At 73.1% G+C, this 12,186-nt stretch carries 12 protein-coding genes; 10 read left to right on the plus strand and 2 right to left on the minus strand.

Features of this window, described 5'->3' with window-relative positions; all coding sequences use genetic code 11:
* Positions 1–133: 133 nt before the first annotated feature.
* From M503_RS0101670 to M503_RS0101685, 4 genes are all read left to right on the plus strand, one after another.
* Positions 134–688, plus strand: a complete 555-nt coding sequence (locus M503_RS0101670; RefSeq protein WP_028919508.1) for an RNA polymerase sigma factor — start codon at positions 134–136, stop codon at positions 686–688.
* Positions 685–1,713, plus strand: coding sequence for a hypothetical protein (locus tag M503_RS0101675; protein WP_028919509.1), 1,029 nt, complete (start codon positions 685–687; stop codon positions 1,711–1,713). Before M503_RS0101670 ends, M503_RS0101675 begins: the two co-directional genes overlap by 4 nt.
* Before the next feature lie 63 nt (positions 1,714–1,776).
* Positions 1,777–2,382: an IMPACT family protein gene (locus M503_RS0101680; RefSeq protein WP_028919510.1), complete on the plus strand. Its 606-nt coding sequence runs from the start codon at positions 1,777–1,779 to the stop codon at positions 2,380–2,382.
* On the plus strand, positions 2,382–4,139 hold the full coding sequence (locus M503_RS0101685; protein WP_028919511.1) for an ABC transporter transmembrane domain-containing protein: 1,758 nt from the start codon (positions 2,382–2,384) through the stop codon (positions 4,137–4,139). Before M503_RS0101680 ends, M503_RS0101685 begins: the two co-directional genes overlap by 1 nt.
* Before the next feature lie 9 nt (positions 4,140–4,148).
* On the opposite strand, the gene M503_RS0101690 is transcribed toward M503_RS0101685, so the two are convergent.
* Together M503_RS0101690 and M503_RS0101695 are read right to left on the minus strand one after the other, a co-directional pair.
* A complete protein-coding gene (locus tag M503_RS0101690; RefSeq protein ID WP_028919512.1) occupies positions 4,149–5,780 on the minus strand; it encodes an acyl-CoA dehydrogenase family protein in 1,632 nt (543 codons plus the stop codon).
* 61 nt (positions 5,781–5,841) lie between these two features.
* The gene (locus M503_RS0101695; protein ID WP_028919513.1) at positions 5,842–7,908 is read right to left on the minus strand and encodes a GGDEF/EAL domain-containing response regulator; all 2,067 of its coding nucleotides are present in this window, start codon (positions 7,906–7,908) and stop codon (positions 5,842–5,844) included.
* A gap of 166 nt (positions 7,909–8,074) precedes the next feature.
* Here M503_RS0101695 and M503_RS0101700 point away from each other — a divergent pair, with 166 nt between their 5' ends.
* The 6 genes from M503_RS0101700 (at position 8,075) to M503_RS0101725 (ending at position 12,176) form a co-directional block, all read left to right on the plus strand.
* A complete protein-coding gene (locus M503_RS0101700) occupies positions 8,075–8,584 on the plus strand; it encodes a CYTH domain-containing protein (RefSeq protein WP_028919514.1) in 510 nt (169 codons plus the stop codon).
* A 48-nt stretch (positions 8,585–8,632) separates the two neighbouring features.
* On the plus strand, positions 8,633–9,322 hold the full coding sequence (locus M503_RS0101705; protein WP_028919515.1) for a DsbA family oxidoreductase: 690 nt from the start codon (positions 8,633–8,635) through the stop codon (positions 9,320–9,322).
* Positions 9,323–9,448: 126 nt separating this feature from the next.
* Positions 9,449–10,450, plus strand: coding sequence for a beta-N-acetylhexosaminidase (nagZ, locus tag M503_RS0101710; protein ID WP_028919516.1), 1,002 nt, complete (start codon positions 9,449–9,451; stop codon positions 10,448–10,450).
* Positions 10,451–10,498: 48 nt separating this feature from the next.
* Positions 10,499–11,083: a hypoxanthine-guanine phosphoribosyltransferase gene (locus M503_RS0101715; protein ID WP_024868020.1), complete on the plus strand. Its 585-nt coding sequence runs from the start codon at positions 10,499–10,501 to the stop codon at positions 11,081–11,083.
* Positions 11,080–11,829, plus strand: a complete 750-nt coding sequence (locus M503_RS0101720) for an S-methyl-5'-thioinosine phosphorylase (RefSeq protein ID WP_028919517.1) — start codon at positions 11,080–11,082, stop codon at positions 11,827–11,829. Before M503_RS0101715 ends, M503_RS0101720 begins: the two co-directional genes overlap by 4 nt.
* A 140-nt stretch (positions 11,830–11,969) precedes the next feature.
* Entirely contained in the window at positions 11,970–12,176 is a 207-nt protein-coding gene (locus M503_RS0101725; RefSeq protein WP_013535008.1) for a cold-shock protein, read from the plus strand.
* The last annotated feature ends 10 nt before the right edge of the window (positions 12,177–12,186 follow it).

Consider the following 12,186-nt stretch of genomic DNA (forward strand, 5'->3'; position numbering starts at 1 on the left):
ACCCCGTCGCGCCTTCCTGCGCGTTTGTCCCCGCATGGAACAGGCCCGCCTTCCCCTGCCCCACCCATCGCGGCGACGCCGCGGGCATGCGCCGGCGCTTGCGCCCCGCGCCGCGTCCCGTAGTCTGGTCGCCATGGAGCAGCCAGCCGCCGCCGAAGACGAAGTCCTGATGCTGGCCTGGGCCGGCGGCGACGCGGCCGCGTTCGAGGCGCTGTACCGGCGCCACCGCGATCCGCTGTTCCGCTTCCTGCTTGGCCAGCTGCGCGACCGGCCGCTGGCCGAGGAGATCTACCAGGACGTATGGCAGCGGGTGATCGCCGCGCGCAGCGGCTGGAAGCCCGAGGCTGCCTTCGCCACCTGGTTGTACCGGATTGCCCATAACCGCCTGAACGATCATTGGCGCGCGCAGCGGCATCGGCCGCCGGTGCCGCTGGACGCCGACCTGCGCACCGCCGCCCTTGCCGATCCCGACGATCCGGAGGGCCTGGCCGGCCGCGACGAGGAGCGCGAGCGGCTGCAGCAGGCGCTGGACGAGCTGCCGGACGAGCAGCGAGAAGCCGTGCTGCTGCGCCTGCAGCAGGAACTGAGCCTGGAAGAGATCGGCCGGATCACGGGGAGCGGCCGGGAAACGGTCAAGTCGCGGCTGCGCTACGCGCTGGACAAGCTGCGCGCGAGGTTGAACCCATGAACGGCCGACACGAACCCCTGGATCCGGAAGAGCGCGCCCTGGCGCGCCTGCTGGCGGACTCCGAACCGGGCGAAGCCCCGTCGGAGCTGCTGGACGCGCGCATCCTGGCCGCGGCGCGCGACGCGCTGCGCCAACCCGCGCCCGCCCCCACGCCCGCGGGCGGCACGCAACGGCATTCGCGGCGTCCGCTGCGACGCTGGCCGGTGGCGGTGGGCCTGGCCGCCACGGTGACCCTGGCGGTGGGCGTGGCCTGGCAGCTGCGCGAGCCGCCACGGCCCGCCGCCGCGCCCGCGCCGGCGGCGGAAGCCGACGCGGCCGCGGAAGCCGCCGGCGGCGATGCCACGGTCACGGCGCTGCGTTCCCTGCCCATGCCGGCGGACACTCCGCCCCCCACCGAGGCGCCCGTCGCCAGCGAAGAAGCCGATGCCGAACGCCGTGCCGCGGTGGCCGCCGCCAGCGAGCGCGCCGCGCAGCGCCAGGAAGAGGCCGCGCGTCAGGCCGAAGCCGAGGCCGCCGCTGCCGCGGCGCGCGAACAGGCCCACCGGGCCGCGACCGCCGCCGCGCGCCAGCGCGCTTCGGAACGGGCGGAGAAAGCGGCGCGCCAGGCGGCACAGGCCGCCCCTGCCCCTGCCCCTGCCCCTGCCCCTGCCCCTGCGGCCGCGCCGGCGCCTGCCGCGGCCGATCTCTACCAGGAACCCTCCCCGCCGCCGCCCCCGCCGCCGGCACCGGCGGCCGATGCCGGCGCGATGGCCGCACCCGCGGCACAGCTGCCGCCCGCCAGCAAGGTGCGCGAGGCGCAGGCCGCGCGCCAGGCGACCGCCTTCGCCCGGGAACCGGGGCTGTCCGCCGCCGACGTCGCCACGCTGGAGGCCGACGCCACGCTACCGGCCGACCGGTGGCTGCCGCGCATCCGCGAACATCGCGACGACGGCAACGACGCACTGGCGAAGGCCAGCCTGCAGCGCTTCGTGCGCGCCCATCCCGACATCGCCATCCCGGAGGACCTGAGGGCGCTGCTCGACTGACGCCGGCATGCGCACCAGGTTGCGCACCGGGTCTTCCGGAGCCGCCGGCTACAATGTCGGCAGATGACCGATACCCTCGCCGCCCCGGCCCGCCACCTCCTCGAAGTACGGCACAGCCGCTTCCTCGCCCAGGCCACTGCCGTCAGCTCGGCGGTCGCGGCGCTGGATTTCATCGCCCAGGTGTCCGATCCGGACGCGACCCACAACTGCTGGGCCTGGCGGATCGGCCAGGACTACCGTTCCAGCGACGACGGCGAACCGGCCGGCACCGCCGGCCGCCCGATCCTCGCCGCGATCGACGGCCAGGGCTACGACCGCGTGGTCGTGGTGGTCACCCGCTGGTTCGGCGGGATCAAGCTCGGCGCCGGCGGCCTGGTCCGCGCCTACGGCGGCGCGGCGGCCGAATGCCTGCGCCTGGCCGAGCGCCAGCCGCTGGTGGCGATGGTCGCCCTTGAACTGGCCTGCCCCTTCGAGGAGCTCGGCACGGTGCACAGCGCCCTGCACGCGCACGCGGCGGAGAAAACCGGCGAACGCTTCGAGGCCGACGGCGCGCACCTGAGCCTGCGCCTCCCGGCGACCGAAGCGCCGGCGCTGCAGGCGCGCCTGCGCGATGCCACCCGCGACCGCGTGCGCTTCACGGTCGGCGAAACCACCACGGAGGCCGGCTGATGTCGGAACAGAAGGAAAGCCGCCTGCGCCGCATCGGCAGCCTGGGCACGCTGTGGCCGTTCGTGCGCCAGCACCTGGGCCTGTTCGGTGCCTGGCTGGTCGCACTGGCGGTGTCCTCCACCGCCACGCTGAGCCTGCCGGTGGCGGTGCGTTACATGATCGACCACGGCTTCGGCGGCGGCAGCCAGATCAACCGCGCCTTCGGCCTGCTGTTCGTGGTCGCGGTGGTGCTGGCAGTGGCCACCGCCGCGCGCTTCTTCTTCGTGTCGCTGCTGGGCGAGAAGGTCGTGGCCGACCTGCGCGAGCGCCTGTACGCGCACCTGATCGGCCTGGATCCGGCCTTCCACGACCGCAGCCGCAGCGGCGAACTGGTCTCGCGCCTGTCCGCCGACAGCGAGCTGCTGCGCAGCGTGATCGGCACGACCATGTCGGTGGCCCTGCGCAGCACCGTCACCGTGATCGGCTCGCTGGTGATGCTGTTCGTGACCAGCCCGCACCTGGCGGCCTACTCGCTGGTCGGCATCCCGCTGTCGGTGCTGCCGATCGTGCTGGGCGCGCGGCGCCTGGAGAAGGCCTCGCGCGCCAGCCAGGACCGCGTCGCCGACGCCCACGCCCTGGCCGCCGAGACCCTCGGCGCGGTGCGCACGGTGCAGGCCTATGCCCGCGAACCCTACGAGCGCGGCCGCTTCAGTTCGGCGCTGCAGGTGGCCGTGGCCACCGCGCGGCGCCGCATCGGCGCGCAGGCGGCGGTGACCGCCGCGGCCATCGTGCTGGTGTTCGGCGCGATCGTGCTGGTGCTGTGGTCCGGCGCCCACGACGTGATCGAAGGCACGATGAGCGCCGGCACCCTGGGCCAGTTCGTGCTGTACGCGCTGATCGGCGGCGGCTCGGTCGGCGCCCTAGCCGAGGTCTGGAACGAGCTGCAGCGCGCCGCCGGCGGCATGGGCCGCATCTCCGAGCTGCTGCAGGAACAGCCGCAGGTGGCCGCGCCGGCCTCGCCGGTGGCGCTGCCGGTGCCGCTGCGCGGCGAAATCCGCTTCGAGCAGGTGCTGTTCCATTACCCGGAGCGTCCCGAGGCGCCGGCACTCAACGGCTTCGACCTGCACGTGCGCCCCGGCGAGACGGTGGCCCTCGTGGGGCCTTCCGGCGCCGGCAAGAGCACGGTGCTGTCGCTGCTGCTGCGTTTCCACGATCCGCAGTCCGGCAGCGTGCGCATCGACGGCATCGACCTGCGCGACACCGACCCGGCGCAGCTGCGCAGCCAGGTGGCGCTGGTGCCGCAGCACCCGGTGCTGTTCGCCACCAGCGCGATGGACAACATCCGCTACGGCCGCCTCGACGCCAGCGACGAGGAGGTGCGTGCCGCCGCCCGCGCCGCCGAGGCCGACGGTTTCATCGAGGCGCTGCCGCAGGGCTACCACAGCGAACTGGGCGAGCGCGGCACGCGCCTGTCCGGCGGCCAGCAGCAGCGCGTGGCGATCGCCCGCGCCCTGCTCAAGGACGCGCCGGTGCTGCTGCTGGACGAGGCCACCAGCGCGCTGGACGCGCAGAGCGAGCGCGCCGTGCAGCACGCCCTGGAGAACCTGATGCGCGGGCGCACCACCCTCGTCGTGGCGCACCGCCTGGCGACGGTGCTGCGCGCCGACCGCATCGTGGTGATGGACCAGGGTCGGATCGTCGCCGAAGGCACCCACGGGCAGCTGCTGGCCCAGGGCGGCCTGTACGCGGAACTGGCGCGGCTGCAGTTCCTCGACTGAGGCGCCGGCTCAGGCCGGCAGCGCGCGCGCCAGGATCGCCGCGAAGTCCAGGTCCGGCGGCAGCGTGCCCATCGCCAGGCCGTGCCCGCCGCCGAGGCGGCTGCGCAGGAAGGCTTCGGCCAGCGGACTGCCGTTGGCCACCAGCACGCTGCCCTGCAGCAGCAGGGCCAGCCGTTCCACCAGCAGGCGCGCCTGCGGTTCGAGCGTATCGCGCGCGGCCAGCTGGCCCCGCAGGTGCGTGGCGGCCTGCTCCAGCAACGGATGGCGCCGGGCAGTCTGTTCGAGCTCGGCCTGCAGCGCCTGCGCCGCGGCCGGCTCGCGGGCCAGCGCGCGCAGCACGTCCAGGCACTGGATATTGCCGCTGCCTTCCCAGATCGAGTTGAGCGGCGCCTGCCGGTACAGCCGCGGCAGGATCGACTCCTCGACATAGCCCGCGCCGCCCAGGCATTCCTGGGCCTCGTTGACCAGCGACGGCGCGCGGCGGCACAGCCAGTACTTGCCGACCGCGGTGGCGACGCGGGCGAAGGCCGCGGCCTGCGGATCGGCCGGCGCGGCATCGACCGCCGCGGCCACGCGCAGGGCGAAGGCAGTGGCCGCCTCCGATTCCAGCGCCAGGTCGGCCAGCACGTTGGCCATCAGCGGGTGCTCGACCAGCCGGCTTCCGAAGGCGACGCGGTGCCGGGCGTGGTGCAGCGCCTGGGCCAGGGCCATGCGCACCTCGGCGGCGGCGCCGAGCATGCAGTCCAGCCGGGTCAGCATCACCATCTCGATGATGGTGGCCACGCCGCGGCCTTCCGCGCCGACGCGCCAGGCCCGCGCGCCGCAGAACTCGACCTCGCTGGAGGCATTGGCCCAGTCGCCGAGCTTGTCCTTCAGCCGCATCAGCCGGAACGCATTCTTCGTCCCGTCCTCCAGCCGCCGCGGCAGCAGGAAGCAGGTCAGCCCGCCCGGCGCCTGCGCCAGCACCAGGAAGCCGTCGCTCATCGGCGCGGAGAAAAACCACTTGTGCCCGACCAGCCGCCAGGCCTCGCCGTCCGGCGTGGCGGTGGTGGCGTTGCTGCGCACGTCCGAGCCGCCCTGCTTCTCGGTCATGCCCATGCCGAGGGTCAGGCCGTCCTTGGCCAGCGCCGGGATGTCGCGCGGGTCATAGACAGGCGCGGACGCCTTTTCCGCCCACGCACGCAGCGCCGGTTCGCGCGCCAGCACGGGCACCGCGGCGTGGGTCATGGTCAGCGGGCAGCTGGTGCCGGCCTCGGCCTGGTGGTGCAGGTAGCTGAGCGCGGCGCGGGCCACGTGCGCGCCCGGTCCCGGTTCATGCCAGGACAGGCCGGCCACGCCGTGCGCCTTGGCCAGCTCCATCAGCCGGTGGTAGGCCGGATGGAACTCGACCGTGTCGATGCGGCGGCCGTTGCGGTCGTGCGTGCGCAGCCGCGGGCGGTCGCGGTTGGCGTCGAAGCCGAGCCGGTACAGCTCGTCGCCGGCCAGGCGGCCGTAGGCCTGCAGGCGGCCGGCGTATCCCTCAGCGCCCGCGGCGGCGACCGCCTCGCGCAGCGCGACATCGTCCGCCCACAGGTCCCGCGGCTCGAACGGCGGCGGGACGTTGTCGACGACATGGGTTTCGAATGGCGGCAACGCGTGCATGGCCGGCTCCGGCTGGAGGGCTGGCGCGTGGTGGCGGGGCGGCGTGCGGCCGCCCCCGCGCTCAGCCGAACTCGAAATTCATCTGCGCGCCGACCGGCGCGACGAAGTCGCCCGAGACGAAGTCCACGCCGGCGCTGAACAGCTGGCTCATCGCCTGCGCGTCGTCGACCTGCGCGGCGAGCGTGGTGATGCCCTCCTCGCGGGCGCGCGCGGTGATCTCGCGGACCTTGTCCTGGGCCTCGCCCGGCTTGCCGATCTCGTCGGTCAGGCCGGGGTCGATCTTGACGAAGGCCGGCTTGAAGTGGGTCAGCAGCTGGAACGAATCCAGCCCCGAACCGAACTGCTCCAGGCCTACGCGGCAGCCCAGCGGCGCCACCGCCTGGAGGAACTGCTGGGCGTTGCGCAGGTGGGTGAACACCTTCGCCTCCGGCGCCTCCATCCACAGCCGCTCGCCGGGGACGCCATGGGCCGCCAGCTCGCGCTTGACCAGCGCGGCCAGGCCCGGGGTGCCGAACGATGGCGCGCTGACCCGCACCAGCAACCGGGTCTGGCGGCCGGTGCGCTCGCGCTCGGCCAGCACCGCGATCGCGCGGCGCACCACCCACTGGTCGATCTCGCCGAGCAGGCCATGCTCCTCGGCGATGCCGAGGAAGTCGGCCGGGCTGACCAGCTCGCCGTTGGCGTCCACCCGCAGGTGCGCCTCGTACAACTCGCCCGGCTCGCCCTGCAGGTTCATCACCGGCTGCCAGTGCAGGACGAAGCCCTCGCCGGACAGCGCCTCGCGGATCCGCGCCACCCAGCGGGCGATGCGCTCCTCCTCGGCGCGGTCGGCCGCGCCCGGGTCGAACACCTGCACGCTGTTGCCGCCCAGTTCCGCGGCGGCGCCCAGGCACTGGTTCGCTCTGGCCAGGATCTGCGGCACGCTGGCGATCTTCTCGCCGACCTGCACGCCGCCGATGCTGGCGGTCACCGCCACCGAACGGTCGCCGACGCTGACCACGTGGGTGGCGATCGCCTCGCGCAGCGCGTCGGCCACCGCCCTGGTGCGGGCGTGGTTGCCTTCCAGCAGCAGGGCGAAGCTGTGCTCGCCGAAGCGCGCGGCCTTGACGTCGCCGCCGACCGAATCGCGCACCCGCGCGGCCAGTGCCGCGATCAGCGCGTCGGCCGAGTCCAGGCCGATGTCCGGCAGCAGGCGCGCGTAATGGTCCGGCTCCAGCAGCAGGAAGCCGTACTGGCCGCCGTCGCGGCCGACCACCGCCACCGCGTCCTCGAGCATGCGCAGGAAGGTCGGGCGGTTGAGCAGGCCGGTGACCTGGTCGCGCTGGCGCAGCTCCTCGACCTCGCGCGCCAGCTCCGGGTCCACTTCCTCGCGGCGGCGGAACACCACCTGCACGCAGGACTCGCCCTCGTAGGTGGCGGTAGCGAACTCCATCTTCGCCGGGAAGGTGCTGCCGTCGACGTGGCGCGCCTCCATCAGGTATTCGGCCGGCGGCGGCTCGCCCTTGGACAGGGACTTGAGCAGCTGCTTGAAGCCCTCGATGTGCTGCGGGCCGACCAGGTCCAGCAGCGACATGCCTTCCACCTCGTCGAACGACTCGAACCCGAACATCTCCAGGTAGGCGTCGTTGGCGCGGATGTGCATGCCTTCGTGGATGTAGGCGATCGGATCGCGCGAGGAGGCGATCAACGAGTCGCAGCGGCGCTCGGTCTCGCGCAGCTGGGCCTCGAGCCGGCGCAGGCTGCGGCGGGCCTCCAGGTCGGCCCACTCGCGCCGGACCGTCTCCAGCAGGTGTTCCGGGCGGTGCTTGAGCACCAGCGCGCGGGCGCCGCCGCCGAGCGTGCCCAGCACCGCGGCGTCGTCGATCCGGTCGACCAGCAGCAGCAGCGGCAGGTCCTTGCCGCTGGCGGCGACCTGGGCGCGGACATGGTCCAGCGGCATCGAGCGGGACTCGGCGGCCAGCACCAGGTCGATCGGCTGGCTGGCGACCATGTGTTCGAGTTCGGCGGCAGTGGCCGGCCGCAGGGGGCGCACCGCGATGCCGCCGTTGCGCAGGGTACTGACGATCGCTTCGGCATCCTCCACGCGGTCGTCGACGATGAGCAGGCGCATCGCGCTGTCTTTCTGCATTCGGGGAACCGGGGATGTGTGGAAGTCGGGGGATGCCGGGTTTAATACACGATGCCCGGAACAGCGTCCATGACCGGGCGCAATGACAGCCCGGCGCGTGGCAACCGGGCGCCGGCCGCGTAGCATGTGCCCGCCCCGCTTCCGGGGTGCGAGGCCGGAGGCGGCAGTGGGCATCGAGATCGAGCGCAAGTTCCTGGTCGCCGGCGACGGCTGGCGCAGCGCGGCCGAACGGGTCCAGCCGATGGCCCAGGGCTACCTCAACGACCTGGCGGTCGTCGCCGGCGGCGCGCAGAAGGCCTCGGTGCGGGTCCGGATCGAGGGCGAACAGGCCTTCCTCAACCTCAAGTCGCGCCAGCTGGGGCATACCCGGCAGGAGTTCGACTACCCGATCCCGGTCGAGGACGCCCGCCAGCTGCTCGGCCTGTGCGTAGGCGGGCTCATCGAGAAGAACCGCCACTACGTGCGCCACGAGGGGCATCTGTGGGAGGTGGACGAGTTCCTCGGCGACAACGCCGGGCTGGTGGTCGCCGAACTGGAACTCGGGTCGGCCGACGAGGCCTACGTCCGCCCGGACTGGCTGGGCGCCGAGGTCACCGACGAACCGCGCTACTACAACCTGGCGCTGGCCGCGCATCCGTATTCGCGCTGGACGCCGGCCGAACGCGGCGAAGCCTGAGCGGCGCCCGGCCTTGCGCCGGGCCTGCGCACGCCCCATCTTCCGGCGATGCGCATCGATATCTGGTCCGACGTGGTCTGCCCCTGGTGCTGGATCGGCAAGCACCGCTTCCAGCGTGGCGTGGAGCTGCTGGGCGACGCCGCCCCGCCCCTCGAGATCCACTGGCATCCGTTCCAGCTCGACCCGGACGCCGGCACCGAGCCGGTACCGCTGCTGGAGGCGTACACGGTGAAGTTCGGCGGCCGCGAGCGCGCGCAGGAGCTGCTGTCGCACACCCAGGCCACCGCACAGGGCGAGGGCCTGCCGATGGACTTCGGCCGCGGCCAGGTGCGGGTCAGCACCCTGCCCGCGCACCGGCTGATGTGGCTGGCCGCGCGCGAAGGCGATGCGCAGGCGGTGGCCGAGGCGCTGTTCCGCGCCCACTTCGCCGAAGGCCGCAACCTCGCCGCCACCGCCACCCTGGTCGCCGCCGGTGCCGCCGGCGGGCTGCCGGCCGCGCGGGTCGAGGAGTTCCTGGCCGGCGACGAGGGCCTGGCCGAGGTCCGCGCCCAGGTCGCCCAGGCCCATGCCATGGGCATCCGCGCCGTGCCGACCTTCGTGATCGACGGCCGCCTCGCCGTCCAGGGCGGGCAGCCGCCGGAAGTGTTCGCCGGCGCCCTGCGCCAGGCGCTGGGCGACCGCGGCGGTGCCGCCGGCAGCGGCGGCGCGGCCTGCGGCCCGGACGGCTGCGAGGTCTAGCCGCCGCACCTCCCGCGGCAACGCCCACCCCGCCCGCTTGCGGCGTCAACCGGGCGTCCACAGCCGTCGGGCGCATCTGCGACAATGCCCCGGCGCGCGGACCGCGCGCGAACGGAGTTCCCCCGCATGCTCGTGATCGGCGTCGCCGGCACCGAACTGACCGCGCAGGAGCGCGACTGGCTGCAGCACGATGCCGTGGCCGGCGTGATCCTGTTCAAGCGCAACTTCGCCTCGCGCGACCAGGTGGCCGAACTGTCGGCCGCGATCCGCGCCGCCGCGCCGCGCCCGCAGCTGGTCTGCGTGGACCAGGAAGGCGGCCGCGTGCAGCGCTTCCGCGACGGCTACACCGCACTGCCGCCGCTGCAGAGCTTCGACGCGCTGTACCGCCAGGACCCCGATGCGGCGCTGAAACTGGCCGAGGAACACGCCTGGCTGATGGCCAGCGAGATCCGCGCCAGCGGCGTGGACCTGAGCTTCGCCCCGGTGGTCGACCTGGCCCGCGGCAACCGCGCGATCGCCGACCGCGCCTTCAGCGACGACCCGCAGGTGGTCGCCGCATTCACCCGCGCCTACGTGCGCGGCATGCACAGCGTCGGCATGGCCGCCACGCTCAAGCATTTCCCCGGCCACGGCACCGTGCTCGAGGACACCCACTTCGACGACGCGGTCGACCCGCGCCCGCTGGAGGTGCTGCGCGCCGAGGACCTGGTCCCGTTCGCCGCCGGCATCGAGGCCGGCGCCGATGCGGTGATGATGGCGCACGTCGCCTACCCGGCCATCGCCCCGGAACCGGCCGGCTACTCGCGCTTCTGGATCGAAGAGGTGCTGCGCGGCGAGATGGGATTCCGCGGCGTGGTCTTCTCCGACGACATCGGCATGGCCGCGGCGTTCTCCGCCGGCGGGGTGAAGTCGCGCATCGACGCGCACCTGGGCGCCGGCTGCGACGTGGTCCTGGTCTGCCATCCCGAGCTGGTCGAGGAATCGCTGCGCGCGGTCGAAGGGCGCCGCCTCAACACCGCCGCGCTGACCGGCCTGATCGGCCGCGGCGCGCTGGGCTGGGACGGCCTGCTGGCCGACGCGCGCTACGGCCAGGCGCAGTCGCGCCTGCCCCGCTCCATGCTCGCCTGAGCCACGTTTTTGCTGCCTTTTTCCCCTGTTTTCCGGTAGTCTCCCCTGATGTCCGAGCTCCTGATCGCCGAAGTCCTAGAGAAATCCGACCTGCTGGTCGACCGTCCCACGATCGACGCCGCCATCGCGCGCATGGCCGACGAGATCGCCCGCGACTACATCGGCGAAGTACCGCCGCATCGCCTGGGCGACAGCTTCATCCCGGTGTTCCTCACCGTGATGCACGGCGCCCTGCCCTTCGCCGGGCAGCTGGCCCTGGAACTGGGCGCGCGCGGCCTCGACCTGCAGTTCGATTACCTGCATGCCACCCGCTACCGCGGCCAGAACCAGGGCGGCGAGCTGGTGTGGAAGCACCGCCCCGCCACCGCGCTGTTCGGCCGCCGCGTGCTGATCGCCGACGACATCCTCGACGAGGGCTACACCCTGGCCGAGGTGCGCCGCTGGTGCATCGAGCAGGGCGCCACCGACGTGCGCATCGCCGCGCTGACGGTCAAGGACCACGACCGCTGCGTCGAGGGCCTGTGCGCCAACTACGTCGGCCTGCACCTGCCCGACCGCTACGTGTTCGGCTTCGGCATGGACTACTACGAGCAGGGCCGCAACCTGCCGGGCATCTACGCGCTGAAGGAGTGAGCGCGATGGACATCGCCCTGGCGGTGATCGGCGGCACCGGCGTATATCGCCTGGCCGCGCTGGAAGACGTGGAGGCGCGCCATTTCGACACGCCCTACGGCGCGCCCTCCGGCCCGCTGCGCATCGGCCGCCTCGGCGAGGCCCGCGTCGCCTTCCTCGCCCGCCACGGCGAAGGCCACGCACTGCCGCCGCACCGGGTGAACTACCGCGCCAACCTGCACGCGCTCAGGCAGGCCGGCGTACGCCGCGTGCTCGCGCTGAATACCGTCGGCGGCATCACCGAACGCTTCGGCCCGCGCGTGCTGGCCTGCCCGGACCAGCTGATCGACTACACCTGGGGCCGCGAGTCCACCTTCTGGGACGGCGAAGGCGAAGCCCTGCACGTGGACTTCGGCCATCCCTACAGCACGATGTTCCGGCACAAGGTGCTGGCCGCGGCGAAGGTCACCGGCGTGCGCGTGGTCGACGGCGGCTGCTACGGCGCCACCCAGGGTCCGCGCCTGGAGACGAACGCCGAGATCGCGCGGATGCGCCGCGACGGCTGCGACCTGGTCGGCATGACCGGCATGCCCGAAGCCGGCCTGGCGCGCGAGCTGGGACTGGAATACGCCTGCCTGGCGATCGTCGCCAACTGGGCCGCCGGCTGCGGCGACGCGCAGGAAATCACCCTGGCCGAAGTGCTCGACAACGTGGCCGCCGCCTCGGCCGGCCTGCCGGAACTGGTCGCGGAGCTGGCGCGCGGTTGACCCGCGGTGTCATCCGTTGGCTCCGTCAACCTTTGCAGCCGATACCACCGCAAGCGATTGTCAGCCGCGCCAAGGCTCCGCATACTCCGCGGCGCGGCAGCCGCCGCGCAATCCGTCAATCGCAAGGACTACGCAGCATCATGGCCAACGGTACCGTCAAGTGGTTCAACGACGCCAAGGGATTCGGCTTCATTTCGCCGGAAGATGGCAGCGCTGATGTTTTCGCCCATTTTTCCGCGATCAATGCCAAGGGCTTCCGTTCCCTCCGGGAAGGACAGCGGGTGAGCTACGAGGTCACCCAGGGCCCGAAGGGCGCGCAGGCATCGAACATTACCCCGCTCGACTGATCCTTCGGAC

Source organism: Pseudoxanthomonas suwonensis J47, from assembly GCF_000513955.1.
In the GTDB taxonomy this organism is placed as follows: domain Bacteria; phylum Pseudomonadota; class Gammaproteobacteria; order Xanthomonadales; family Xanthomonadaceae; genus Pseudoxanthomonas; species Pseudoxanthomonas suwonensis_C.